The organism is Actinoplanes sp. CA-142083, assembly GCF_050942195.1.
GTDB lineage: Bacteria > Actinomycetota > Actinomycetes > Mycobacteriales > Micromonosporaceae > Actinoplanes.
The window spans coordinates 1,628,230-1,653,442 of the sequence record NZ_CP192076.1 but is presented as its reverse complement, the minus strand read 5'-3'; the positions used below and the strand labels follow the sequence as shown (position 1 = coordinate 1,653,442).

The 25,213-nt window shown below is 72.5% G+C and carries 25 protein-coding genes; 7 read left to right on the top strand and 18 right to left on the bottom strand.

What is annotated here, in order from left to right:
- Positions 1-185: 185 nt before the first annotated feature.
- The 6 genes from ACQPZX_RS07910 to ACQPZX_RS07885 all read right to left on the bottom strand — a co-directional run bounded on the left by ACQPZX_RS07910 (position 186) and on the right by ACQPZX_RS07885 (position 5,430).
- Positions 186-569: a cytidine deaminase gene (locus ACQPZX_RS07910; RefSeq protein ID WP_433376483.1), complete on the bottom strand. Its 384-nt coding sequence runs from the start codon at positions 567-569 to the stop codon at positions 186-188.
- A complete protein-coding gene (locus ACQPZX_RS07905; RefSeq protein ID WP_433376480.1) occupies positions 562-1,932 on the bottom strand; it encodes a hemolysin family protein in 1,371 nt (456 codons plus the stop codon). The genes ACQPZX_RS07910 and ACQPZX_RS07905 overlap by 8 nt, the downstream gene beginning before the upstream one ends.
- Positions 1,933-1,936: 4 nt before the next feature.
- The gene (gene ybeY, locus ACQPZX_RS07900) at positions 1,937-2,407 is read right to left on the bottom strand and encodes an rRNA maturation RNase YbeY (protein WP_433376477.1); all 471 of its coding nucleotides are present in this window, start codon (positions 2,405-2,407) and stop codon (positions 1,937-1,939) included.
- Positions 2,408-2,431: 24 nt separating this feature from the next.
- Entirely contained in the window at positions 2,432-3,511 is a 1,080-nt protein-coding gene (locus tag ACQPZX_RS07895) for a PhoH family protein (protein WP_433376474.1), read from the bottom strand.
- A gap of 126 nt (positions 3,512-3,637) precedes the next feature.
- Entirely contained in the window at positions 3,638-5,020 is a 1,383-nt protein-coding gene (locus ACQPZX_RS07890; protein ID WP_433376471.1) for a serine hydrolase domain-containing protein, read from the bottom strand.
- The gene (locus ACQPZX_RS07885) at positions 5,017-5,430 is read right to left on the bottom strand and encodes an HIT domain-containing protein (protein WP_433376468.1); all 414 of its coding nucleotides are present in this window, start codon (positions 5,428-5,430) and stop codon (positions 5,017-5,019) included. The genes ACQPZX_RS07890 and ACQPZX_RS07885 overlap by 4 nt, the downstream gene beginning before the upstream one ends.
- A 23-nt stretch (positions 5,431-5,453) precedes the next feature.
- Here ACQPZX_RS07885 and ACQPZX_RS07880 point away from each other — a divergent pair, with 23 nt between their 5' ends.
- A complete protein-coding gene (locus ACQPZX_RS07880; protein ID WP_433376465.1) occupies positions 5,454-7,814 on the top strand; it encodes a glycoside hydrolase family 3 protein in 2,361 nt (786 codons plus the stop codon).
- 8 nt (positions 7,815-7,822) lie between these two features.
- Here the strand turns inward: ACQPZX_RS07880 and ACQPZX_RS07875 are convergent, their stop codons facing one another.
- The gene (locus ACQPZX_RS07875) at positions 7,823-9,550 is read right to left on the bottom strand and encodes an ABC transporter ATP-binding protein (protein ID WP_433376462.1); all 1,728 of its coding nucleotides are present in this window, start codon (positions 9,548-9,550) and stop codon (positions 7,823-7,825) included.
- Positions 9,547-11,073, bottom strand: a complete 1,527-nt coding sequence (locus ACQPZX_RS07870; protein WP_433376459.1) for an ABC transporter transmembrane domain-containing protein — start codon at positions 11,071-11,073, stop codon at positions 9,547-9,549. The genes ACQPZX_RS07875 and ACQPZX_RS07870 overlap by 4 nt, the downstream gene beginning before the upstream one ends.
- Positions 11,074-11,363: 290 nt before the next feature.
- Here ACQPZX_RS07870 and ACQPZX_RS07865 point away from each other — a divergent pair, with 290 nt between their 5' ends.
- Positions 11,364-11,687, top strand: a complete 324-nt coding sequence (locus ACQPZX_RS07865; protein ID WP_433376456.1) for an S-adenosylmethionine decarboxylase — start codon at positions 11,364-11,366, stop codon at positions 11,685-11,687.
- Complete coding sequence (locus tag ACQPZX_RS07860) at positions 11,687-12,526, top strand: hypothetical protein (RefSeq protein ID WP_433376453.1); 840 nt, start codon at positions 11,687-11,689, stop codon at positions 12,524-12,526. The genes ACQPZX_RS07865 and ACQPZX_RS07860 overlap by 1 nt, the downstream gene beginning before the upstream one ends.
- A gap of 18 nt (positions 12,527-12,544) precedes the next feature.
- Here the strand turns inward: ACQPZX_RS07860 and ACQPZX_RS07855 are convergent, their stop codons facing one another.
- The 3 genes from ACQPZX_RS07855 to ACQPZX_RS07845 all read right to left on the bottom strand — a co-directional run bounded on the left by ACQPZX_RS07855 (position 12,545) and on the right by ACQPZX_RS07845 (position 15,772).
- A complete protein-coding gene (locus ACQPZX_RS07855; protein ID WP_433376450.1) occupies positions 12,545-13,279 on the bottom strand; it encodes a 16S rRNA (uracil(1498)-N(3))-methyltransferase in 735 nt (244 codons plus the stop codon).
- Between the two features lie 7 nt (positions 13,280-13,286).
- Entirely contained in the window at positions 13,287-14,225 is a 939-nt protein-coding gene (locus tag ACQPZX_RS07850; protein WP_433376447.1) for a serine/threonine-protein kinase, read from the bottom strand.
- Positions 14,226-14,299: 74 nt separating this feature from the next.
- Positions 14,300-15,772 (bottom strand): serine/threonine-protein kinase, encoded by a 1,473-nt coding sequence (locus tag ACQPZX_RS07845; RefSeq protein ID WP_433376444.1) that lies wholly within the window; start codon positions 15,770-15,772, stop codon positions 14,300-14,302.
- Positions 15,773-15,934: 162 nt separating this feature from the next.
- Between ACQPZX_RS07845 and ACQPZX_RS07840 the strand changes: the two genes are divergently transcribed.
- Genes ACQPZX_RS07840 through ACQPZX_RS07830 form a run of 3 tightly spaced genes read left to right on the top strand, consistent with a single transcriptional unit; the run spans position 15,935 to position 18,898 of the window.
- The gene (locus tag ACQPZX_RS07840) at positions 15,935-17,188 is read left to right on the top strand and encodes a hypothetical protein (protein ID WP_433376441.1); all 1,254 of its coding nucleotides are present in this window, start codon (positions 15,935-15,937) and stop codon (positions 17,186-17,188) included.
- Positions 17,188-17,799 carry a class F sortase gene (locus tag ACQPZX_RS07835; protein WP_433376438.1) on the top strand — a complete coding sequence of 204 codons (612 nt, stop codon included), beginning with the start codon at positions 17,188-17,190 and terminating at the stop codon, positions 17,797-17,799. Before ACQPZX_RS07840 ends, ACQPZX_RS07835 begins: the two co-directional genes overlap by 1 nt.
- The gene (locus ACQPZX_RS07830) at positions 17,771-18,898 is read left to right on the top strand and encodes a hypothetical protein (protein ID WP_433376435.1); all 1,128 of its coding nucleotides are present in this window, start codon (positions 17,771-17,773) and stop codon (positions 18,896-18,898) included. The genes ACQPZX_RS07835 and ACQPZX_RS07830 overlap by 29 nt, the downstream gene beginning before the upstream one ends.
- A 1-nt stretch (position 18,899) precedes the next feature.
- Here the strand turns inward: ACQPZX_RS07830 and ACQPZX_RS07825 are convergent, their stop codons facing one another.
- Entirely contained in the window at positions 18,900-19,562 is a 663-nt protein-coding gene (locus ACQPZX_RS07825) for a hypothetical protein (RefSeq protein ID WP_433376432.1), read from the bottom strand.
- 33 nt (positions 19,563-19,595) lie between these two features.
- Positions 19,596-20,054 carry a carboxymuconolactone decarboxylase family protein gene (locus ACQPZX_RS07820; protein WP_433376429.1) on the bottom strand — a complete coding sequence of 153 codons (459 nt, stop codon included), beginning with the start codon at positions 20,052-20,054 and terminating at the stop codon, positions 19,596-19,598.
- 123 nt (positions 20,055-20,177) lie between these two features.
- Here ACQPZX_RS07820 and ACQPZX_RS07815 point away from each other — a divergent pair, with 123 nt between their 5' ends.
- Positions 20,178-20,996: a sigma-70 family RNA polymerase sigma factor gene (locus ACQPZX_RS07815; protein ID WP_433376426.1), complete on the top strand. Its 819-nt coding sequence runs from the start codon at positions 20,178-20,180 to the stop codon at positions 20,994-20,996.
- Here ACQPZX_RS07815 and ACQPZX_RS07810 read toward each other — a convergent pair.
- The 5 genes from ACQPZX_RS07810 to ACQPZX_RS07790 are packed head-to-tail and all read right to left on the bottom strand — an operon-like array spanning position 20,991 to position 25,111.
- On the bottom strand, positions 20,991-21,950 hold the full coding sequence (locus ACQPZX_RS07810) for a quinone oxidoreductase family protein (RefSeq protein ID WP_433376423.1): 960 nt from the start codon (positions 21,948-21,950) through the stop codon (positions 20,991-20,993). The genes ACQPZX_RS07815 and ACQPZX_RS07810 overlap by 6 nt on opposite strands.
- Entirely contained in the window at positions 21,947-22,309 is a 363-nt protein-coding gene (locus tag ACQPZX_RS07805) for a hypothetical protein (RefSeq protein ID WP_433376420.1), read from the bottom strand. The genes ACQPZX_RS07810 and ACQPZX_RS07805 overlap by 4 nt, the downstream gene beginning before the upstream one ends.
- On the bottom strand, positions 22,306-23,169 hold the full coding sequence (locus ACQPZX_RS07800; protein ID WP_433376417.1) for an extradiol ring-cleavage dioxygenase: 864 nt from the start codon (positions 23,167-23,169) through the stop codon (positions 22,306-22,308). Before ACQPZX_RS07800 ends, ACQPZX_RS07805 begins: the two co-directional genes overlap by 4 nt.
- A 2-nt stretch (positions 23,170-23,171) precedes the next feature.
- Positions 23,172-23,972, bottom strand: a complete 801-nt coding sequence (locus ACQPZX_RS07795; protein ID WP_433376414.1) for a citryl-CoA lyase — start codon at positions 23,970-23,972, stop codon at positions 23,172-23,174.
- Positions 23,948-25,111, bottom strand: a complete 1,164-nt coding sequence (locus tag ACQPZX_RS07790) for a CaiB/BaiF CoA transferase family protein (RefSeq protein WP_433376411.1) — start codon at positions 25,109-25,111, stop codon at positions 23,948-23,950. Before ACQPZX_RS07790 ends, ACQPZX_RS07795 begins: the two co-directional genes overlap by 25 nt.
- Positions 25,112-25,213 lie beyond the last annotated feature (102 nt).

Genomic DNA, 25,213 nt, shown 5'->3' with positions numbered 1-25,213 from the left:
GCCCCCGGACTCGGCCCGCCGGGCGGCCCGACGCTCCTGCCGCCGCAGCTCGTTGCGCTCCCCCGGAGTGAGCCGCCGCTCCCCCGGCGACTGACGCTCGCCCTGGGCACGGCGCTCGGCCGGAGCCCGCCGGCCCGCACCCGCCGGCTTGCTCTCGCGGCCGGGCTTGTTGCTGTCGGGCTGCGTCATGCGGTTACCGAGCCGAGCAACGAGCCATCCGGCGCCGCCACGTGGATCGGCGCGTCCGTCGACAGGTCCCGCACGGCCGCGTGCCCCGCGCCGTCCAGCTCCGACGCCTCGGTCACCACCGCCGCCGCCTCCAGCCGCGAGGCCCCCGACGCCGCCGCCAACGCCACCGCCAGCTGCAACGCGGTCACCGCCAGGCTCGGCAGCGCCACCGTCGCCGCCGCGTATGTGCGACCGTCCTGGTCGCGTACGGCGGCACCCTCGGCCGCACCCACCCGCGCGCGTGCGCTCCGCGCCAGGGTGACCAGCTTGTTGTCCTCGGCGCTCAGCGCCGTCCCTTCGGTCGCCGGCACGGCGGCCCCCACGAAGATCTGCTCAGGCATCCGCCGTCTGTCTTTCCTCGGTCTCGGTTTCGGTGTCGGGCTGGGCGGGCTTCTCCGGCGGCGCCACCCGGCGCACCAGCACCGAGTCGATCCGGTTGCGCCGCCCGGTCGTGCCCTCGGCCACCAGATGCAGGCCGCCCACGTCGACCTTCGCGCCCGGTATGGGCACCCGGCCCAGCGTCTGCGCCAGCAACCCGCCCACGGTCTCGACCTCGTCGGCGGGCAACTCGACCCCGAACAGCTCGCCCAGGTCCTCGATCGGCAGCCGGGCCGTCACCCGCACCGCGCCGTCCTCGAGATGCTCGACCGGGGGCCGCTCGACGTCGTACTCGTCGGTGATCTCCCCGACGATCTCCTCGAGGATGTCCTCGATCGTGACCAGCCCCGCCGTCCCGCCGTACTCGTCCACCACGATCACCAGGTGGGTGCGGGCCGCCTGCATCTCGGAGAGCAGGTCGTCGACCGGCTTCGACTCCGGCACGAACGTCGCCGGCCGCATCATCTCGGCCACCGCCTGCGCCGTCGACGCCGGGTCACCCGACTGGGTACGGCGGATCACGTCCTTGAGGTAGAGCACGCCCAGCACGTCGTCGACACTCTCCCCGATCACCGGGATCCGCGAGAAGCCGGACCGCAGGAACAGGTAGAGCGCCTGCTGAAGGGTCTTGGACTCCTCTATCCACACCATCTCGGTCCGCGGCACCATCACCTCGCGGGCGATCGTGTCGCCCAGCGCGAACACCGAGTGGATCATCTCGCGCTCGCCGTGCTCGACGACCCCGCGCTGCTCGGCGAGGTCGACCAGCTCACGCAACTCGACCTGGCTGCCGAACGGCCCCTCCGGGAAGCCTTTCCCCGGCGTGACCGCGTTACCGATCAGGATCAGCAGCGAGGCGAGCGGGTTCAGCACCTTGCCCAGCCAGCGGACCAGCGGCGCGGCGGCCCGGCCCACGGCGTACGCGTGCTGCCGCCCGATCGTGCGCGGGGCGACCCCGACCACGACGAAGCTCACCACCGTCATGACGCCGGCCGTGACCAGCGCCGCCTGCCAGCCGATACCCCAGCTGTCCACGGCGACCAGCGCGATCATCGTGGTCGCCGTCAGCTCGCACAGCAACCGCAGCAGAAGCAGCAGGTTGAGGTGCCGGACCACGTCCTTGGCCACGGCGGCCAGCGCGGCGGCGCCCCGCTGACCCTCCCGGGCCATCTCGGCGGCCCGGGCCATCGAGACCGTGCCCAGCGCCGCGTCGGCCATCGAGGCCAGCCCGGCCAGGAAGACCAGGATCACCGCGACAGTGATCAGCTGCACGTCCGGCAGGCCCGCCGAGGCCTGGCCTGCCGCGAGTAGGTGTGCGGGATCCACGCGATCAACCGGCCTGCCGTCCGGCCCGCCAGCCTTGCAGCAAGCGGTTCTGGAGCGAGAACATCTCGCGCTCCTCCTCCGGCTCGGCGTGGTCGTAGCCGAGCAGGTGCAGCGCGCCGTGCACGGTGAGCAGGTGCAGCTCGTCGGCGGCCGAATGCCCCGCGGCGGCGGCCTGCTTGGCGGCCACCTCGGGGGCGAGCACGATGTCGCCGAGCAGCGCCGGCTCCCCGGAGCCGGCCTCGCCGGGACCGTGGTCGACGCTGCCCTCGTCCATCGGGAACGCGAGCACGTCGGTCGGGCCGTCGCCACCCATCCAGCGGTGGTTCAGCTCCGCCATGTAGTCGATGTCGACGAGCAGGATCGACAGCTCGGCGAGCGGGTTGACCCCCATCTCGTCGAGCGCGTACCGGGCCACCGCGAGGATCGCGTCGGTGTCGACCTCGACTCCCGACTCGTTGGCGATCTCGATGGACATAGTGGTTGCTCTTACCCCTTGGACTTAGCGCCTACGCCCGGACCGGCCACCACCACTGGCGGCCCGCCCCGGAACGGCGCGAACGGATTGTGCGGCGTGCTGCTCCTGCTCAGCGTCGTACCGCGCGTACGCGTCGACAATCTCCGCCACCAGCCGGTGCCGGACCACGTCGGCGCTGGACAGCTCGGAGAAATGCACGTCCTCGACATTCTGCAGGATCTCGCGGACGAGCTTCAGTCCGCTGGTGGTACCGCCCGGCAAATCCACCTGCGTGACATCACCGGTAACCACGATCTTCGATCCGAAACCCAGCCGCGTCAGAAACATCTTCATCTGCTCGGGCGTCGTGTTCTGCGCCTCGTCCAGAATGATGAACGCATCGTTAAGGCTCCGCCCCCGCATGTAGGCCAGTGGCGCGACCTCGATCGTGCCGGCGGCCATCAGGCGCGGGATCGACTCCGGGTCGAGCATGTCGTGCAGCGCGTCGTAAAGCGGGCGCAGGTAGGGATCGATCTTCTCCGTGAGCGTGCCGGGCAGGAAGCCCAGGCGCTCGCCGGCCTCGACGGCGGGACGGGTCAGGATGATGCGGCTGATCTGCTTGGCGGTCAGCGCCTGCACGGCCTTGGCCATCGCCAGGTACGTCTTGCCGGTACCGGCGGGGCCGATGCCGAAGACGACGGTGTTCTCGTCGATGGCGTCGACGTAGTGCTTCTGGCCGAGCGTCTTGGGGCGGATGGTGCGCCCGCGCCGGGAGAGGATGTTGAGCGTCAGCACCTCGGCCGGGCGCTCGGACGTGTTCTCCTCGAGCATGTTCGCGGTACGCCGTACCGAGTCGACCGTGAGCGTCTCGCCCTTCTCGATGAGCTCGATGAGCTCGGAGAAGAGGCGTTCGGCGGTGGCGTTCTCGGCGGGGTCCCCGGTGATGGTGATCTCGTTACCGCGGACGTGGACGTCGCTCGCGAGGGTTCGCTCGATGAGCCGCAGGATTTCGTCCTTGGCACCCAGCAGGTTGACCATGATCTTCGGATCGGAGACCGAGATCTTGGTCTGCACCCGCGCCGCGCCGCTGGAGCCCGCGCTGGAAGGGTTCGGCGTACCGGTCATAGGGCGGCCCTGGGGGCCTCCGCCACCTGCTTTCGTGCTCTGCGCCGCTGACACGTCGACGCGCTGATAACGATCGTGCCATCGTATCCGCTTGGCCCGGCCGACGCCGATGCCATTATCGGGCCCTCACTCGCCGGGACCGTCCCACGCGGCGCCGCCGTCGAACGCCTCCTGCACGCGCGTGAACCGGTAGGTCGCCCAGTGCATCAGCACGACCGCGCCGCTCGCGTCGCGGGTCAGCCGCAGCTGTTCGCCGGCCTCGCGCCCGGAGACCGTACGCAGCACGTCGGGCCGGTCCGGCAGCGGCCGGAAGATCGACGGCGGCAGGTCGGCCGGCGTTCCCGCGACCCGGGCCTGCAGGGCGCCGTCGTGCCAGGAGAAGACGAACTGCGATCCCTCGCTCCACCAGGCGCCGAGCGCCGAGCGGATCTCCCGTGGCGCGGGCGGGGCCGGCGCCCACGGCTTGATGTCGGCCGGGTCGAGCTCGACGGCCATCCGCAGCAGCTCGTGCACCAGTTCGTTGATCTGGTCGGCGGTGCCGGAGGAGCCGAGCACGGCGCAGCCGAGGGCGTCGGGGGTGCCGTCGCCGCCGCGCCGGCCGTGCACGCCGGCCAGGAAGCCCGGCATCGCGCCGTTGTGGCCGACGTCCATGGCCCGCCGGCCCTGCGGGTGCAGCATCAGGCCGAGGCCGAAGCCGGAGACCCAGGTCACCTCGTCGCGGGTGGTGAGCGGCCAGCGCATCTCGTCGAGGGTGGCGGTGGGCAGCACCTTGCCACCCGGGTCCACGACCTCGGGCGAAACCAGGAACGACGCCCAGGTCGCCATGTCGGTCGCGGTGCTCCAGAGCTGGGCGGCCGGGCCGGCGCCGCCGAGGTCGAGGTCGGGTTCGGGGCGGGCGGCGTCGGAGTACTCGTCGACGAGGTAGCCGACCGCGGCCTGCGGCGGCGCGACGGGGGTGGTGGCGGTCAGGCCGAGCGGTTCGAGGATCCGGTCGGCGACCAGGCTCTCCCAGGTGGTGCCGTGCAGCCGGGCGACGAGCTGGCCGAGCACCCCGAAGGCGAGGTTGGAGTAGTGGAACCGGCGGGCGTTGGGCAGCACCCGCTCGGCGCGGTCCAGCTCGGCGAGCAGGCGGTCGGCGTCGGGCGAGATCAGGGTGTCCCAGACGTCGCCGTGCGGCTCGCGCTGGAAGCCGGAGGTGTGCGAGAGCAGCCGGCGGATGGTGGCGTCGTCGTGGGCGGGCAGCTCCAGGTACGCCGAGAGCGGCTTGTCGAGGTCGAGCAGCCCCTCGTCGCGGGCCTGCATGACCAGCACGGCGGTGAAGGTCTTGGTGACCGAGCCGATCCGGAAGCGGGTGTCGGGGCCGAGCGGGTGCTCCGGGTTGCCGGAGTCGCCGACGGTGAACACCCAGGGCTCGCGGTCGGCCCGGTGCAGGGCGACCGAGAGGGCCGGGACGCGTCCGTCGGCCTGCGCCTTGCGGGCGGCCCGCTCGTACCTGATGAGCGCGCTCATCGCATCGCTCCGCCGCTGCCGGCGCCTGGTCCTCCGGACGGCGCGGAGAACCCGGGCCCCTTCGGGGCCAGCATCGGGCCGAGCGGCTCGCCGCCGAGCACGTGCGCGTGCACGTGGAAGACTTCCTGCCCCGCGTACGTGCCGGTGTTGAACATCAACCGGAAACCGTCGGTGAGCAGGCCCTCGGCCTCGGCCACCGCCGAGGCCGCGGCGAGAAGGTCGGCGGAGCCGGCCGGATCGTTCCGCGCGAGCGCGACCACGTCGGCATGGTGTTCCTTGGGGATCACCAGGACGTGCACGGCGGCCTTGGGGTCGATGTCCCGGAACGCGAGGGTCGTCTCCGTCTCGTGCACGACGGTGGCCGGGATCTCACCCGCGACGATGCGGCAGAACAGGCAGTTGTTGTCCACCCGCCAGATCTTAGGCTGAGGGCATGATCGAGATAGAGGACGTCATCACGCAGCTCTCCCTCGAGGAGAAGGTGTCGCTGCTGGCCGGGCAGGACTTCTGGTCGCTGCCGGCGATCGAGCGGATCGGACTGCGCTCGCTGGTGATGTCGGACGGGCCGATCGGGGTTCGCGGGACGGGGTGGGCGCCGGACGATCCGTCGATCGCGCTGCCCAGCCCGACCGCGCTGGCCGCGGCCTGGGACCCGGAGCTGGCCGAGACGGCGGGCCGGCTGCTCGGGCAGGAGTCGCGGCGCAAGGGCGTGCACGTGCTGCTGGGCCCGACGGTGAACCTTCAGCGCACCCCGCTCGGCGGCCGCCATTTCGAGTGCTATTCCGAGGATCCGCTGCTCAGCGGCGAGGTCGCGGTGGGTTTCGTGCGCGGCGTGCAGGCGCAGGGCGTGGGCACGACGGTGAAGCATCTGGTCGGCAACGACTTCGAGACGGACCGGATGGAGGTGGACGTCCGGATCGACGAGCGGACGCTGCGCGAGATCTACCTGGCGCCGTTCGAGCGGGTCGTCGAGGCCGGCGGCTGGGGCGTGATGAGCGCCTACAACGGGGTGAACGGCTCGTCGATGGCCTCGAACGGGCGTCTTCAGGACGAGATCCTCAAACGCGAGTGGGGTTTCGACGGGGTCGTCGTCTCCGACTGGCGGGCCGCCCGGTCGACGGTCGGCGCCGCGCTGGGCGGGCTCGACATCGCGATGCCGCAGTTGGAGAACCCGTGGGGCGCGGCGCTGGTGTCGGCGGTCAGGTCCGGCGAGGTGCCGGAAGAGGTGATCGACGACAAGGTACGGCGGGTGCTGCGCCTCGCCCAGCGAGTGGGCGCCTTGGGCGACATCCCGGAAATGTCCGAAGTATCACTCGACGGTGACCGCATCGCGCACGAAGTGGCGACCCGCTCCTTCGTGCTGGCCCGCAACGAGAACTTCGCGCTCCCGCTGGAAGCGGCCGGCCTGACCCGGGTAGCGGTGATCGGCGCGCTGGCGATGGACGCCCGGGTCCTCGGCGGCGGCAGCGCCCAGGTCTCCCCGCCGCACACCATCTCCCCGTTGGAGGGCCTGGCCCGCGCACTGTCCGGGGTGGACGTCGAGTACGCGATCGGCGCCGACCCGCGCCCGTTCCTGCCGGCCCTGCACAGCCCGACCGAGGTGACCATCGGCGACCTTTCGTTCACCGTGGACCCCGCGGCCGTGCGCTGGATCGGCTCGCTCCCCGGCGGCCTGGACAAGGACGAGGTCGAGGGCCTGCGCCTGGTCACCACCTACACCCCCGGCGAGGGCGGCGAGCACACCTTCGCGGTCTCCGGTTTCGGCACGTTCAAGCTCTCGGTGGACGGCGTGATCCGGTACGAGGGCACGCTGCACCCCGCCGGCACCGGCCGCGCCGACCTGCTGCTCTCCCCCCGCGAGCAGCGCGTCCTGGTGGAGTTGACGGCCGGCGTGCCGGTCCGGATCGAGCTCGAGCAGACGATCGCCCGCGGCGCCGCCCACTCGGTGGCCACCACCCTCGGTCACCGCCCGCCGGCCCCCGACGAGGACGGCATGATCGCGGAGGCGGCCACCCTGGCCGCCGAGTCCGACGTGGCCGTCGTCGTCGTGGGCACCACCGAGCAGGTCGAGTCCGAGGGCTTCGACCGCAAGTCGCTGGCCCTGCCCGGCCGCCAGGACGAGCTGGTCGCGCGGGTGGCCGCCGCCAACCCCCGCACGATCGTGGTGGTGAACGCCGGCTCGCCCGTGCTCATGCCGTGGTCGTCGTCGGTCGCCGCGGTCCTGCTGACCTGGTTCCCCGGTCAGGAGGCCGGCGCCGCCCTGGCCGACGTGCTGCTGGGCGTGACCGAGCCCGGCGGGCGCCTGCCCACCACGTGGCCGCGCGCCGAGGCCGACTGCCCTGTCTTCGCGATCGAGCCGAAGGGCGGCGTGGTGGCCTACGACGAGGGCGTCTTCGTCGGCTACCGCGGCTGGCTGCGTTCCGGGAAAACTCCGCTCTACGCCTTCGGTCACGGCCTCGGCTACACGACCTGGCACTACGAGGAGATGGTGGTCAACGCGACCGAGGCGGTGGTCACACTGACCAACGCGGGCGCGCGTTCCGGCCGCGAGGTGGTGCAGGTGTACGTGTCGTCCAGCGCGCCGTCCCCGCTGCCGCGCCCGGCCCGGTGGCTGGCCGGTTTCGCCAACGTCGAGGCCCACCCCGGCGAGACCGTGACCGTCCGGATCCCGTTGCCGCCGCGCACGTTCCAGGTCTGGGACGAGGGCTGGCAGACCGTCCCCGGCGACTACACCGTGGCCGCCGCGCACGCGGTCGACGACCTCCGCCTGGAGGCTCCGCTGGCCATCGGCTGACCCCGCGCTCAGGAGCGCGACTGCCACGCCTTCCACAGGTCGGCGTAGCGGCCGCCCGCCGTCACCAGCTCCTCGTGGGTGCCCTCCTCGAGCACAGCGCCGTGCTCGAGGACCACGATGCGGTCGGCCGAGGCCGCCTGGGTGAGGCGGTGGGCGACCAGCAGGGTGGTGCGGCCCCGCGTCGCGGCCAGCGCCGACTCCTCCAGGGCCCGGGCGCCCGCGCTGCCGGCCTCGGCGGTGGCCTCGTCGAGGATCGCCACCGCCGGGTCCAGCAGGACCAGGCGGGCCAGGGCGAGCTGCTGCCCCTGCGCGGCGGTCAGCGGATGCCCGCCTTCGCCCACCGGCGTCTGCAGGCCGGAGGGCAGCGCCAGCGCCCAGCTCAGGGCGCCGACGGTCGCGAGGGCCTCGCGGACTTCCTCGGCCGACGCCGAGGGGCGCGCCAGCCGGACGTCCTCCACCAGGGGGCCGGCGAATACGTGGGTCTCCTGACTGATCACCGCGATCACCCCCGGAGCGAGCTCGTCCACCGGCACGCCGCCCGCCGACGCCGTACCGCATCGGGGCCGCAGGATGCCCGCGGCGATGGACGCCACGGTGGTTTTCCCCGCGCCGGTGGAACCGACCAGCGCGACCCGCTCGCCCGGCGCGACCCGCAGGTTGATGTTGCGCAGCACCGGCACTCGCGCGTCGTATTCGAAGCACACGTGATCGAGCGCCAGGTCGGCCTTGTCCAGCCGCACGTCGCCGGCCGGCGCGACCCGCAGCGTTCCCACCCCGACGAGCCGGGCCAGCCCGGCGCCGGCCTCCTGGATCTCGTCGAAGGTGAACAGGATCATCCCGATCGGGTTGAAGAGCCGGTGGAACAGCACCGCCGTGGCCGCCGTCTCGCCGACCGTCACCCAGCCCGAGCGCACGAACCAGAAGCCCGCCACCAGGATCGTCGCGAGGCCCATCAGCTCGGCCCGGTTGATCCGGCCGACGAAGCGGGTGAACAGCGTGAACACCCCGATCGACAGGTCCCGGGCGCGGGCCGACGCGGCGTCGATGCCGGTGAGATGGCGTTCCTCGAGGCGGTACGCGTGGACGGTGCGTACCCCTTGGAGGCTCTCCATCAGCATCTGCGACCGCTCGCCGATCGCCAGCCGCTCCCGGGCGTAGACGGGAGCGGAACGCGGCAGGTACCAATGCAGCGCCGCGAGGTAGAGCGGCAGCGCGGCGAGGCCGGCCACCCCGAGCCGCCAGTCCAGGCCGAACATGGCCGTGACGCTGAGCGCGGCGAGCAGGATCGCCGAGATGACCGTGGGGAGCACCTCGGCGGCGGCCGTGCCGATCGCGGCGACGTCGGCGCCGACCCGCGAGAGCAGGTCGCCCCGGCCGGCCCGGTCGAGGACGTTGGCGGGCAGGCGCAGCGCGATGCCGACGGTCTCCTCGCGCAGGGTGGCGAGTATCCGCTCGCCGAGGCGGCTGACCAGGGCCGTGGTGGCGCCGGCGGCCACGCCGCCGATGAGGGCGGCGACGATGACGACGACGGCGATCGGGACCAGCGTGGCGGGGGCGGCGTCTTCGCGTACGAGGTCGACGAGCCGGCCCAGCGCGGTGACCGGAACCACCGACGAGGTCGCGGCGATGAGCCCGGCCAGCAGCGTGACGGCCAGCTCCAGGCGGCGGGTGCGCAGCTGGCCCAGCAGCCATCCGCCGGTCTGCCGCGCGGTGGCGACCGGCAGCGTCGCGCTCATCGCAACACCGCCGCCCGGTAGGCGGGATCGGCGGCGGCGAGCGAGGCGTGCGTGCCGGTGGCGACGATGTCGCCGTCGCGCAGCACCACGACCCGGTCGGTGACGGCGAGCAGGGCCGGGCTGGTGGTGACGATCAGAGTGCCGAGCGTGGATCCGGGGCGGTGCCGCAGGTCGCGGATGCCCCGGGCGATGGCGTGCTCGGTGACCGCGTCGACGGCGGTGGTCGGGTCGTGCAGCACGAGCAGCTTGGGCCCGGCGAGCAGCGCCCGGGCCAGCGCGAGCCGCTGCCGCTGGCCGCCGGAGAGGGCGGAGCCGCGCTCGGCGATGGCGTGCTCGAGGCCGTCGGGGTGGGCGGCGACGACGTCGTCGGCGGCCGAGGCGTCGAGCGCCCGGTCAAGGTCGCCAAATTTTTCGGACAAGATGATGTTTTCCCGAATTGTGCCGGAGAACAGCTCGGGATGATGCGGCGCCACCAGGACGTCCTGCGAGCCGTCGTCATAGAGCTGGAGCAGCGCCGACGCGTCGGTCTCCACCACCACGCCGAGGCACTCCCCCGCCGTCGGCAGAACGGGCGGATCGGCCGGGACGTCTGTGTCCTGGGCCGCGCGCAGAACCTCGGCGATCCGGTTGGCGGAAGCGCGTGAGGTCGCGATCCACGACGGCGCCGCCGACAGCGTGCCGAACGGCTCCCCGAGAAAGGCCGCCAGCCCGATCACCGTGACCAGCTCGCCGGCGCTGATCCGCCCGGTCAGCGCGAACCACCCGGCCAGGATCGCGATCCCGCAGGCCAGCAGCGTGCTCACCATGGTCGAGGCGGCCTTGAACCCGCCCTGGGTGCGGGCCGCGAGCAGCGTGGCCCGCAGCGACTCCCGGCTCACCTCGCGGTACCGCGCGTCGGCCGCCTCCTGCGCGCCGATCCCGCGCAGCGGCCGCAGCCCGGTGACCAGGTCGGTGGCGACCGACGAGGCCCGGCCGGCGACCTCCTGCCGCTCGGCGACCCGCCGGGTGATCAGCGGCGCGGCCCGCTGCATCGCGAGCAGCACGACCGGCGTCCCGAGCAGCACGACCAGCCCGAGCGGCACCGAGATCACGCAAAGTCCGACCGCGCTGACCGCGGTGGCCACCAGGGCCCCCATGATCCGCGGCACGTAGTCGAGAAGGTAGGACGCGTGGTCGGCGTCGGTCGTCGAGATGGTGAGCACGTCGCCGGTGCGCACGTCGGCGCCCGGGGTGAGCACCTTGGCCGCGACCTCGAGGCGCAGCGCGTGCGACTCGTCGGCGAGCGCACGCATCAGCTGCCGCGCCCCGTTGCGATACGCCGTGGTGAGCAGCAGGAACAGCAGCCCGAGCAGCCCGACCCAGGTCGCCAGCCGCAGCATCGAGCCGGTCGCCACGGCCTGGTCGACGGTCTCGCCGATGACGATCGGCACGGTCGCCTCGCAGGCCTGGTGCAGGGCGATAAGGCCACAACCGGCCAGCAGGCGCCATCGGTTACGGGCCACCGCCCGCCACAGGACGCTCATCGGTTACCGACCTTGGCCCGGCGCCACCGCGAGATCAAGACCGGCGCGCGCCCCCTTTGATCTACGCGGCGCATCGGGGGCATGACGGAAGGCTAACCCAGCGAGCGGTTCTCGCCATGATCAGAATGTGTGTTGACTCTCTGTAATGTCGATCGCTTTGACGCTGCGTAGTTTTTGGCTATAGTCGGATCAGTCCGATTCACCCCTTATGCCAGGCAGGATGAGTTCATATGTCGCTCGCTCCCATCACGTTGAGTAATACCGACGCCGACTACCGTGACCTTGCGCCGATGATTCACCGGCAGCGGCTGGTGGTGGAGGGTTACCCGACATTCGTGATCACCGATGAGCACATCAAGGACTACCTGGCCAAGCTCTCGGTCGTGACCGACATGATCACGCTGATCGAGCCGGTCACGCACTGCAGCGACCTGTACGGCTGGGCCGGCTGGATCCACTGGGAGACCTCGGGCGCGCACTTCTACTCCTGGGAGCGCCCGGTCTCGTTCTTCAGCGTCGACATCTACACCTGCAAGGCCTTCGACCCGGCCAAGGTCGTCGAGTTCACCGAGCAGTACTTCCGGACCACCGAGATCGTCGCGAAGGGCTTCTGATGTCCTACGAGCTCGACGAGCCCACGGTCCGCCGGACGGTCGCGGCCGCCCTCGCCACCTACGCCGACCGGCCCGGTCGCTTCCTCGCCCTGGCCGTCGCGCCCGCCTCCCCGCTCGCCGACGTCGCGCGCACGGTCGAGCGGCAGGTCTTCGAGGAGTCGTTCGGCAACGACACCGCCACGATGACCGGCGAGTACGCCCGCTACGAGAACGACAGCCTGTTCTTCCTCGTGCTCGACCGCCGGACCGGCCTGCCCGCCGGCGCGGCCCGGGTCATCGACGGCGGCGGCAAGACCCTCGACGACGCGCCCGGCCGCATCGACACCGACCTGTCGACGATCGTCACGCTGCACGGCCTGCACAACGGGCGCATCTGGGACTTCGCCACGCTCGCCGTGCTGCCCGCCTACCGCGGCGGCAAGTCCGGCCTCGCGGTCAGCTCGCTGCTGTACCGCACGTTCCTCAACGCGGGACGGCTGGCCGGCGTACGTCATCTGGTCGCCCTGCTGGACCACCGCGCCCACCGCAACCTGAAGCTCCTGGGTGTGGAATTCGTGCCGATGGCCGGCTCGGAGCCGTTCGAGTACCTCGGCTCCCCCGCGACCGAGGCGCTCTACGTGCCGTTCCCCGAGCTGATCCCGTCGATCGCCCGCCAGGCCGGCCGGTTGCGCCGGATCGGCGAGCCGTTCCGCGGCAGCATCCGGGCCCGCGGCCTGCGCCGGCTGATCATCCGCCGGGTCGCGGCCCGCATCGCCCACCAGGTGTCCTCGGGCGACGGGCTCGACGAGCGCATCGTGCTGCCCGGCCTCGACCGCCGCCAGCTGGTGCGCCAGCTCTAATTCGGCAGCTCTAAGAAATCACCAGCGGCCGAGGCGGGCCGAGAGCACCGACAGCGCGGCGACGCCCGCCGTCGACGTACGCAAGACCTCGCTGCCCAATCGCACCGGGACCGCGCCCGCGGCTTCGAAAGAAGCCACCTCGGCATCGGCGATGCCGCCCTCGGGCCCCACTACCAGCACGATCTCCCCGCTCGCCGGCAAGCCGGCCGCGGCCAGCCGCACGGTCGCCTCCTCGTGCAGCACGAACGCGGCCGCCGCGTCCGAGAGCCGGGCCGCGATCTGCTTGGTCGAGCAGTCCGGGTCGCCGCCGACGATCGGCAGCCAGGCGCGCCGGGCCTGCTTGGCCGCCTCCCGCGCGGTGGCCGCCCACTTCTCGCGCGACTTGGCGCCACGGTCGCCCCGCCACTGCGCCACCGAGCGGGACGCGGCCCACGGCAGGATCTCGTCGACCCCGATCTCGGTCATCGCCTGCACCGCCAGCTCGCCCCGGTCGCCCTTGGCGATCCCCTGGGCCACCACCAGGCGCGGGTCGGGGGCTGCTTGCGCCGAACGTGAGACCACCCGCACCTCGACCGCGCCCTTGCCGACCGCGGTGACCTCGGCGGTCGCGCTGCCGCCGCGCCCGTCGGCGAGGATCAGCGTCTCGCCGGCGCGCAGCCGCTGCACGGTCGCGGCATGGTGGCCCTCGGGACCGGTCAGCGTGTAGGACGGGCCGGCGGGCAGGTCGTCGACCAGGAACAAAGGCGCGGACACCGGAGAATTATGCGCCGTGCCCGTCGGCCAGCACCGTCACCGTCGCCAGCACGAGCACCAGCAGCGCCACCAGCGCGGCGTGCCGCAGCCGGGAGCGGCTCGGCCAGCCGATGGCCGCCCGCGGCTCGTCCTGCCCGAGCACGACCGCGCTGAGCTCGGCCCCCACGTCGCCGGCCGGGAGCCGGTCGGCCGGGTCGGGGCGCAGCAGCCCCTCGAGCACCGGGCAGAGGGGCCCGGCCAGCCGCGCCGGGTCGGGCGGGTCCTCGGCGATGGCCATCAGCGTGTCGTCGAGGGTCGGCCGCGCGAACGGCGGACGGCCCTCGACCGCGTGGTAGAGCGTGGCGCCCAGCGACCAGAGGTCCGACTCGGGCAGCGCGAGGCCGTCCATCCGCTCGGGGGCCAGGTATTTCGGCGAGCCGAGGACGATGCCGGCCGCGGCCAGCGCGCGCAGGCCGTCGTCGGTGACCGCCGGGCCGAAGTCGGTGAGCACCACCCGGCCGTCGTCGGCGATCAGCACGTTGCTGGGCTTGACGTCGAGGTGCAGCAGGCCGGCCCGGCGCACGGCGAGCAGGGCGTCGAGCACGGCGAGGCCGATCCCGGCGACCCGGGCGGGCGGCAGCGGGCCGGACTCGTCGATGATCTGCTGCAGCGAGCGGGACGGGACGTACTCCATGACGATCCAGGGCGCGTCGGCGTCGGGGAGCACGTCGTAGGTGCGCACCACGTTCGGATGACCGACCGACGAGAGGGCGCGGGCCTCACGGACCGTCCAGTCGAGGAACAGGTCGCGCTCGTCGGGGGCGAGGTCGTCGGGGAGCGCGGTCTTCTTGATGGCGACCTGCCGGCGATCGGCCTCGTCGTGGGCCAGCCACACCCGGCCCAGGCCCCCGGCGCCGAGAGGTTGGACCAGCCGGTAGCGCCCGGCCACGATGGCGCCTGTCCTCACCCGCGGACCACTGCCGTAAACGTCACTCTGCGAACTCGATCCGGAAGATCAGTACGGACAAACCGAACCGTACATCACCCACCCGAAACCGGCTCGAAGCTGCGCACGACTTGATCGAAAATGCTGACATCGGTCGCCCAGGCGTCGGCGCGCGTTCGCATTTCGAGCACGAACATGCGCCGGCTGTCGGGGGCCAGGACCGCCCACTGCATCGCGCGCATGGCCCCGGCCGAGCGCGCCTCATAGCTGAACTCCCACACCACCACGCCGGGCGAGTCCAAGGGCTGCTCGATCCGGACCCGGCGGTAGTCGGGCAGCCGGGTCTTGGCCTCGGCCGCCGTGAACGCGGCCACCATGTTGTCAGGCACCGGCTCGTTCCGGATCTCCAGCCGGGGCCACCCGTCGCCCGCGCGCAGCCCGCCGCCGGGCAGGGGGGTGGCGTTAGGCCAGGCCAACGGCAGAGCGACGCGGAACAGGGGCGACGTCGTGTACCAGAAGAAGCCCACCGGGAGCACCGGCAGGCCCGCCGCCAGCGGTGGCGGCGGCGACGGCAGGGCCGAGGGCTCGTCGTCCCGGCTGGTCATGAAGAGCAGCGCGGCCAGCACGATCAGCGCCGCGACGGCGGCGACGACCACGGCGAGACGCCGCCGGGGCGCGGCGGCCCGGGGCGCGGCGGGATCGGCGGCCGGGGCCGGCGCGGGCAGCTCGGGGCGGTTGGCCGGCTGCCGCACCACGGCCCGCAGGCCCTCCTCCACCTGGGGCGGGGCGAGCCGGTCCGCGGGGTCGAGGCGCAGCAGGCCCTCGATCACCGGGGCGAGCGCGCCGGCCCGCTCCGGCGGATCGGGCGGGCCCTCGGTGATCGCCAGCAGCGTCGCCGCGGTGGTGTCCCGCACGTACGGCGGCAGCCCCTCGACCGCGTGGTAGAGCGTGGCACCCAGCGACCACAAGTCGGACTCGGGCAGCGCGACCCCGTCGTACAGCCGCTCGGGGGCCAGGTATTTGGGTGAGCCCAGGACGATGCCGGCGCCGGCCAGCGCGCGCACGCCCTCGGTCGTCACCGCCGGGCCGAAGTCGGTGAGCACCACCCGGCCGTCGTCGGCGATCAGCACGTTGCTCGGCTTCACGTCGAGGTGCAGCAGGCCGGCCCGGCGCACGGCGAGCAGCGCCTCGAGCACGGCCAGGCCGATCCCGGCGACCCGGGCCGGCGGCAGCGGGCCGGACTCGTCGATCACCGTCTGCAGCGACCGGGACGGCACGTACTCCATCACGATCCAGGGGGCGTCGTCGCCGGGCACGACATCGAGCGTGCGCACCACGTTGGGATGGCCGACCAGGGCGAACGCGCGTGCCTCGCGGACCGTCCACACCCGGAACAGATCCTGCTCGTCCGGGGTGAGCCCGGCGGGGATCTCGCACTTCTTGATGGCGACCGGGTCGTCGCGGTCGAGCTCGTCGTGGGCGAGCCACACGCCGCCCATACCCCCGGCGGCCAGCGGCTGCACCAGCCGATAGCGCCCGGCGACGAGCTGCCCGACCGTGGTCACCATCCCAGGCCACCCTCGAAGATCAACACGCGTTGATGAGCCAGACCGACCGTACTGCATAGACGCTCGGTGTGGGGGACGTCGCTCTCCGGACTCGACCATGTGGTGAGGCGGGCGTATGGTCGGCTGCGACTTTTCCCGAGGCGAAGCTGGGCGATGAGGCACATGCCGATACCTGGACATGGTCGGATCTGGCGGGCGCTCCCCCTTCTCTGCGCCGGCCTGCTCTTTCTCCTGCCCGGCGCCGCCCCGCCGGCGGCTCCCGCGCGCTATGCGAAGGCGCCCTCCGCGCCCGACCTGGCGATCCAGTTCGAGGCGCTGCTCGGCCAGCACTCGGTGCTCGCGGCCGACCTGATGCGCAGCCGGATCCGCGGCGACGACGACTTCGTGCAGTCCGCCAACGCGGCGCTGGGCAAGAACACCACGGCCATGACCACGCTGATCGGGCAGATGTTCGGCAAGCCCACGGCCGACAAGTTCAGTCCGATGTGGTCGGAGCACATCGTGGCGCTCTTCGCGTACGCCGGCGCCCTCGCGGCCCACGACGACGCCGCGCTCGACGACGCCCGTGACGAGCTGGTCGAGTACGAGCAGGAGCTGGGCGACTTCTTCGCCGGCGCGTCGAAGGGCCGCCTGCCGAAATCGGCGGCCCGGACGGCGGTCGTGCAGCATGTCGGACATCTGACAGAGCAGGCCGACGCGTACGCGGCGAAGGACTACACCACCGCAGACGCGCTCTACCGGATGGGCTATCAGCACACGTACGACCTCGGGCTGACCCTCGCGAACGCGCTGCTGCCCGCGGGCGACGCCGCCACGCTGAAGCAGCCGCTGTGGCGGTTGCGCTCCCAGCTCGGCAAGCTGCTCGCCGAGCACGCCGCGCTGGTGGAGGACCTCACTCGCGCCGCCGTGACCCGCTCCCCCGACTTCGCCGCCTCCGGCCAGATGATCAACGGCAACACCCGCGACCTCGCCGCCGCCATGGACTCGCTGTTCGGCGCGCCGGCGGCCCGGCAGTTCCAGGCGCTGTGGGGCGACCACGTCGAGCAGCTGGTGGCGTACGCGACCGCCACCGCCGGGCAGGATCAGGCCAAACAGGCCCAGGCGAAGGCGGCGCTGGCCGGCATCGAGACGCGGACGGCCACGTTCCTGGACGGCGCGACCGGCAAGCGGATGGGCTCCGACGAGCTCAAGGCGGCGCTGCAGGAACACGACCTGATGCTGCTCAAGCACGCCGACGCGTACGCGGCCAAGGACTACGCCACCGCGCACGACGTCGCCTATGACACGTACCAGGAGATGTTCGACCTGGCGCGCCAGATGGCCGACGCGTTCGGGGCGACGGTGGCGGCGCGGCTGCCGAAGGGCGGGGCGCAGACCGGGTACGGCGGTATGGCCGCGGTCGTGGAAAAGCGCTGATGCCGTCGTACGCCCGCGTCCCGGCCGTCGCCGCGCTCGTGCTGATCCTGCTCGCGGTGCTGGCCGGCGGGCCGGCGGCCGTCGTGTCCCCGGTCGCCACTCCCGCCGCCAAGGCCGCGCCGCCCGCGCAGCAGGACGAGACCTTCCGCTCGACCCGCACCTACGACACGGTCGCCGAGCCGGTGCGGCTGCGCATCCCCGCGCTCGAGGTGGACAGCAAGGTGCAGCGCCTCGGCCTCCAGCGCGACGGCTCGATCGCGGTCCCGGCCCGCACCGACGTGGCCGGCTGGTACGAGTACGGCCCCCGCCCCGGCCAGCCCGGCCCCGCCGTGATCCTCGGCCACGTCGACTCGCACACCGGCCCCGGCATCTTCATCGACCTCTACCGCGCGAAGGTCGGCACCACCGTCCGGGTCGACCGCGCCGACGGCAGCGTGGCGACCTTCACGATCACCAAGATCGCCCGCGTTCCCAAGGTCCAGTTCCCCACCGACCTGGTCTACGCGCCCACCCTCGACCCCACGCTCCGGCTCGTCACCTGCGGCGGCAGCTTCGACCGGTCTCGCAGAAGCTATCGGGACAATGTCATCGCCTTCGCGTCGCCGGCCTGAGCCCCGCCGCCGGGCCGGCCGCCGGCCCCGGGCGGCGCTCGCGGCGCTGATCGCGGCATTCCTGATCGCCGGCGCGGCGCCCGCCGACGCCGCGCCCGTTCCCCTTCCGGTGACCGGCGTGCTCAGCGGCGGCGGCGAGACCGCCCTGGTCGTCGACCTCGGCGCCAGCAACGGCAAGGGAAAACGGACCGTCCAGGTCACGCTCGACGGCACGCCACAGCGCGCCGACATCGTGCCGGTGATGTCCGACGGCCTCGCCGTCTCGATCGTGGTGGACGCCTCGACGGCCGGCGCCTCGACGCTGCCGGCCTGGCTGAGCGCCGCCGCCCGGTTCATCCTCGAGGCGCCCGGCAGCACGCAGGCCGTGGTGATCCCCGACCGGTTCCCGGCCGCCCCGGCCACCGCGCCGCTGCGCGGACCGTCCCAGGTGGTCGGCGCCCTCACCGGCATGCGCGCCGCCGGCGAGCGGGACACCGAGGCCGCGCTGACGATGGCCCGCGGCCAGTTCCCGCGGGCCGAGACCGGCCGCCGGGTGGTGGTGATGTACACGTCGGCCACCGACGCCGGCGGGGCGAAGGCGGCCGAGCTCGCCCAGGACTTCCGGGCGGCGGGCACGATCCTGGTGGTGGTCGGGACGGCCGCGGCGAGCGAGTTCTGGTCGGCGGCCGCGGCGGCGACCGGTGGTTTCTTCGCCCCGGCCGGCGAGCCGGTGGTGGTGCCGGCCCTCGACCAGGTCGAGTCCACGCTGCGCGACCGCTATCTGGTGTGCTTCGCGACGCCGCCGTCGCTGCCGGCCCGGGTGGATGTGCGGATCGACACCGGCGACCTGACGCTGACCGGACAGGCCATCGTGCCCGCTCCCGGCCGCGGCGGCCGGCGGGAGGGTGTCACGCCGACGATCCTCGGGACCATGCTGGTGGCGGCCGGCCTGGCCACCGTGGTGGCGATCATCGTGCTGCTGATCGCCCGCGCCCGGCGGCCGCGGCCGGAGGCCGGACCGCCCGGGCTGACGAGCGTGTTCGTCGGGCGGGCCGGGGTTCCCCAGACCGCCCGCGGGCGCGCCGCCGTTCCTCGCGAGCACGGCACGCCCTGGTCGTAGTTCAGGAATCCGCTTCCAGGTGCTTCCGCGATTGCTCGCGCACCCGGCTGAGCGCCGAGTCCCACTCGTCGGGAGCGGCGTCCGCGTCGCGCCGGCCGCTGAACCAGTCGGAATGGGAGATCACGGCCCAGGCGAGCGCCGCCAGCGCGACCAGCGACAGAATCACCTGAAGGCCCTGCACGATGTCCTCGGCCCACGAGTACCAGCCGGGGTAGAGCAGCGCGCGCACCGCCGACTCCTGGTCGCCGATCGCCGAGCCGTGCAGGTCGGCGAAGTAGTTCGCCAGCGTGCGCGTTTCGGTCGCGTCGACGCCCACCCCGAAGAGCCCGAAGAGCGTGGCCACCGCGCCCAGCACCAGGGCGGAGGTGCGTGCCCAGGCGCGCCCACGCAGCAGCCAGATCCCCAGGCTCGAGTACGCGAGGCAGACCGCCCCGAGAACAACGAGCTGGACCGCGCCGCCCCGCCCCCGCAGGAGCTCGGGCGGCTCGATCCCGTAGTCGGCTTGAATCTTGTCGAGCAGGGCGACCAGCGCGTGCGCGTCGGTGCTGGCCCTCCACTGCAACTCCAAAAGGCCGTCGAGCAGGAGCAGCAGACCGACCGGCGCGAGCGCCATGGTCAGTTTCGCCGCCAGCCGCACGAGGCGTGGAACATCGGTCCCCGTCATGCCGCGCATGCTAGTTCAGCAGGCGGTGCGGCTTCATCCCCAATTCTGCGGCGCCTGCTGGCGGGTCGTGACGTTGATGCGGTTGAAGAAGTTGGTCGTCGCGATCCACAGCACGATGGCGCCCAGCTGACGCTCGTCGAAGTGCTTGGCGGCCTCGTCCCAGATGGCGTCGGGCACCGCGTCGGCCTGGTCGGCGAGCCGGGTGGCGTACTCCGAAAGAGCGAGGGCCGCCCGCTCCCCGTCGGTGAAGTACGGCGTCTCCCGCCACACCGCCACCGCGAACAGCCGGTCGTCGCTCTCGCCGCTCTTGCGCATGTTGCGGGCGCCGGAGTCGACGCACGGACCGCACCCGTTGATCTGGCTGGCCCGCAGGTGCACCAGTTCCAGCACGGCCGGGTCGACGCCGGCCGAGTGCGCCGACTTGTAGAGCAGGTTGACCGCCTTCGCCACGTCCTCCAGGGGACCGGCGGGATTCTGCAGGCGAGCAGGCATGGCTATCTCCTAGGTTTTCCGGTGCGCCGGTCACATCGGCGCGCTTTCGTTCGTCGGTGGGATGACGAAACGCGAACGGGGAATGTGACCGATGTGGCATAAGCCACAAAGGGGGCGAAAGAGATGGACGAGTTGGCACTGGCGGAGCAGTTCGAGGCGAACCGGCCGCGGCTGCGCGCGGTGGCGCTGCGCATGCTGGGCTCCACCGGCGAGGCCGACGACGCGGTGCAGGAGGCCTGGCTGCGGCTCAGCCGCGCCGGCGGCGACGTCGACAATCTGGCGGCCTGGCTCACCACGGTGGTCGGGCGGGTCTGCCTCGACATGCTGCGGCAGCGCACGGCCCGCCGCGAGGACGAGTACGCGACGCAGGACCAGCCCGCCGCCGAGCCCGACCCCGAGCAGGAGGCGCTGCTCGCCGACTCGGTCGGCCTCGCGCTGCTGGTCGTCCTCGAGACGCTCTCGCCGGCCGAACGGCTCGCCTTCGTGCTGCACGACCTGTTCGCCGTCTCGTTCGACGAGATCGCGCCGATCGTCGGCCGCTCGCCGGACGCGACCCGCCAGCTGGCCAGCCGCGCGCGCCGCCGGGTCCGCGCCAACCCGTCCGCCGACTCCCCCGCCGACCCGGAGATCGTCGACGCGTTCCTCGCCGCGGCCCGTGGCGGCGAGATGGGCACCCTGATCACCCTGTTGGACCCGGACGTCGAGGTGCGGCTGAACGGCGCCATCCAGCACCGCGGGGCGAAGGTGGTGGCGGGCTTCTTCTCCGGCAGCGCCCAGGCCGCCCGGACCGCCCTCATCGACGGCGGGCCCGGCTTCGTCGTGGTCCTGGCCGGCGAGACCCGGTTCGCCGTGCGCGCCACCATCGAGAACGGCCGGATCACGTCGCTGGACGCGACCAGTGACCCGGCCGAGATCGCCGCCCTCGCCGTACAGGAGCTATAGCATCAGGACGATGCGCCCTTCGTTGTCGCCGGCGGCCTGGCGGACCCAGGCCGCCGCGACGTCGCCGAACGGCACGACCTCGTGCGACACGGTGAGCCGGCCGTCGGCCGCGAGCGCGGCCACCTCGCCGATCGACTCGGCCCGCTGCGCGGTGGAGAGCGCGTTGTTGGTGTAGCCCAGCACCCGCAGCGAACCGCTGCGCAGCGTCGCCGAGTCGATCGGCGCGGTCGCCGAGGCCGAGCTGCCCAGGTTGACCAGCCGGCCGCCCGGGCGCAGCACCCGCAGCGCCGCCGCGGCCGGCACCCCGAAGACCGGGTCGAGCACCAGGTCGGCCGGGCCCGAGGCGGCGCGCAGCCGGTCGGCCAGCGAGGCCGGGTCGTCGTCGGGCAGCAGCAGCACGCCCTCCTCGGCGCCGAACCGCACCGCCTGCTCGAGCGCATCGGGCCAGCGGGACACGGCGATCACCCGGCCGGCGCCGGAGAGCCGGGCCAGCTGGATCGCGGCCTGGCCGACCACGCCGCCGGCGCCGAGCACCACGACGGTCTCGCCCGGCGTGAGCCCGCCGGTGCGGGTCAGCGCCGAGTGCGCGGCGACCGCGGAGAGCCCGAGCGCCGCGATCAGCGGCAGCGGGACGCCGCGGGGCAGCGGCACCACGTCGACGTACGGCACCGAGACGGCCGCGGCCATGCTGCCGTCGCCCGGGCGCATCCCGGCCGAGGTCGCGAACCAGACCGGGGTGCCGTCGTCGCGGTAGCCGACGCCCTGCACCCCCGGCACGTACGGCGTGGCCGGCATCCCGAAGTAGCTGGTGCCCGAGGCGCACAGCAGGTCGAGCGGGGTGATCGGCGCGGCCGCCACGGTGATCGGCACCTCGCCGGCGCCGGGCTGGGGCGCCGGCCTCTTCTCCACCGCCGGCGGACGGCCGCAGATCCGCAGGACGGCCGCGGGGATCATGTCGCGATGTCCGGGTACGGCAGCGCGAAGTGGGCCATCCGCGCGCCGAACGCCTTCTGGTACTCGAGCGGCTCGGTGTTGTCCCGCTCGAACATGGCGATGAACAGCGTCAGCGTCAGGAACGGGTGCGCGCCCAGCTCGAACAGCTTCACATGGTCATGAGCCACCAGCGCCGCACGCTCGTCGTCGGTGAAGCGCTGCCAGGTGCTCGCCTCGCCGGTGACGCAGTTGAGCACCGCGTTCGCGCGTTCGGCCTCCCACCAGGAGACCAGCTCGCTCGGCGACTCCCGGTACCGCTCCACCAGGTCGGGGTCGCGATCCACCGTGTACAGGAACTTGTTCAGCAGGTACTTGCTCATGCCGGAGCTCCGTTCGGGTACCAGGTGAAGTAAGCCTCCATCGTGTGGAACAGGTCAAGGGTGTCCACGTAGTCGGCCTTCGCCCCGGCCCCGGCCACGCCCATCATCAGCATGAAGTCCATGAAGCCGTGGGTGGCGTTGCCCGGCGCGTGCAGGCTGTCGAGCGACACCTCGCGCAGGCAGTTGTCGAGGTCGCCGGTGGCGATCCACTCCACCGCGCGCTGGTCGAATTCAGGGTCGGGCCCATGTGGTCCGAATTGTCGCGGTCCACCCAGCTCGAGCGACAAATGCCCGGTGCCGATGATCGCGACCCGCAGGTGCGACGGCCACTCCTCCACGATCTTGCGGATCGCTGAACCCAGCGCGACGAACCGGGACGGCTGCGGCAGGGGCGGCGCGAAGATGTTCGTGTAGATCGGCACGATCGGCAGGTCGGCTTCGGGCCGCAGCGTGATGATCGGGCAGGTGACGCTGTGGTCGATCCGCAGCTCGTTGCTGAACGCCAGGTCGAAACCCTGGTCGAGCCCCGAGCGCAGGATGTGCGCCGACAGGTCCTCCTGGCCCTTGAGCAGCATCCTCGGCAGGCCGAACTCGCGCTCCTCGTTGTACCAGTTGGCGTCGTAGAACGGCGCCTTGCCGACCAGGAACTGCGGCATGTTGTCCAGCCACAGCTGATGGAAGTGGTCGGAGCCCACCATCACCAGCACGTCCGGGTTCGCCTTGGTCAGGGTCTCGCGGAACGCGGTGATCTTCCGGACCCACTCGTCCGCGAACGGCGGGCGGTCCTCGCCCGTGGACGTGCTGGCGCGGTAGTAGAACGGGTGATGCGTCGAGGCGATGACCGCGACGATGCTGGCCATTGTCAGTCCTCTCGAGATCCGGGGAGGGGTTCGTAAACGGCGTTCCGGTCGACGGCGAGATAGATCTGGTTGGCGATCGGGCGGCGGCGCTCCTCGGCGATCTGACCGAGCAGCCCGGCCGCGCGGGCCAGCAACGCGAATCCTCGCAGCAGATCGGTGGGCAGGCCAAGATCTGCCAGCGCCGCTCCGCAGACGCCGGCGCCGTTGAGCGGCAGCCGCCGGCCGAGCACCTCGGGGTGCACCCGGCCGATCGCTTCGAACAGCCGCAGGTGCGGGCCGCGCAGCCCTTCCTCCTCGGCGATGGCGATCAGCACCGGGGTGCGCGGGTCCTGCTCCTTGTGCACCGGGTGGCCGAGGCCGGGGACGAAGCGCTTCTCCTCGCGGGCCTTGCGCACGGCGTTCAGCGCGATCACGTCGTAGTCGCGCTCGGTGCCGGCCTCGACCAGCGTCTTGGCGAGGAACTTGCCGCAGTCCTCGGTCACGCCGAGGAAGCGGGAGCCGCCGCCGAGCAGGCCGGCGGCGAGGGCGCCCTGCAGGGAGTCCGGCGCCGACAGGTAGGTGAGCCGGGCCGCGATCGCCGTGGGGGTGAAACCGTGGTCGGCCAGCGCCACCAGCACCGCCTCGAACAGCCGCGTCTCGCCCGCGCTCGGCCGCCGCCCGGCGACCAGCCAGAACGCCAGCTCGCCGAAGCCCACCTTGCCCATCAGGTCGGCCGCGAGATCCTGGCCGAGCAGCGAGATGGTCTCCGGCGTGGAGGTGCCCAGGCCGGTGGGGAAGCTCAGCTGTTGCTGTTCCGCAGCCATGCGCGGATCTCCTCGCCGTGTTCGTCGAGCCCGGGCGGCGGCAACTCATAGCCCGCCGGGGTCTCGGAGAAGGTGATCGGATTGCGGACCCCGGGCACTCCGCCGGACGAGATCACCGGGTCGAGGCCGAGCTCGGAGGCGAGCGCCACCCCGCCGTCGATCGTGTTGATCGGCGCGCACGGCACCCCGGCGGCGAGCAGCTCGCGGAACCACTCGTCCTTGCCGCGCTTGCTCAGCCGCTCCACCAGGATCGGCCGCAGCTCCTCCCGGTTCGCAGTACGGTCCTGGTTGCGGGAGAACCGGGGATCGGACGGCAGGTCGGGCAGGTCGAGCACCTGGCACAGCTTGCGGAACTGCCCGTCGTTGCCGGCGATCACGATCAGCTCGCCGTCGGCGGTCGGCAGCGGCTCGTACGGGAAGAGGCTGGGGTGCGCGTTGCCCATCCGGAACGGGATCGAGCCGCCGGCCACGTACGCGCTGGAGTGGTTGACCAGGCCGGAAAGCGCCGACGAGAGCAGGTTGACCTCGACGTGCTGCCCCCGGCCGGTCGCGGCGCGGTGGTTGAGGGCGGCCAGGATCCCGATCGTCGCGTGCATCCCCGCCATCACGTCGAAGACCGAGATCCCCGCACGGTAGGGCGGCCCATCAGGGTCGCCGGTCAGACTCATAAGTCCAGAGATGGCCTGCACCATGAGGTCATATCCGGGCATTTCAGCGCCGCGCGGCCCCGACCCGAAACCGCTGATGCTGGCATAGATGATCTTCGCATTGGACGCCGCCACCGAGCCGTAGTCGAGGCCGAACCGGGACAAACCCCCTGGCTTGAAGTTCTCGATCATGATGTCGGCCCGCCGCGCCAGCTCCTGCGCCGCGGCCACGTCGGACGGGTCCTTGAGATTCAGCGCGACCGACCGCTTGTTCCGGTTGATCCCCAGGTAATACGTGGAGACGCCGTCCCGCACGGGCGGCATCCAGGTCCGGGTGTCGTCGCCGCCCGGCCCCTCCACCTTGATCACCTGCGCGCCGAGGTCGGCCAGCAGCATCGTCGCGTACGGCCCCGCGAGGATACGGGAGAAATCCGCCACCAGCAGACCGTGCAAAGGGCCCTGCGCCATCATCACCGCCCGTTCTGCGGACACTCGTCCGCTGAGCCAGCTTGCGCCGCCGAAGCCCGCCTGTCAACGGCACCTTGTTCACAAAGCCGAAACAGCCTATTGACCCGGCAGGTGACCGGGAGCACA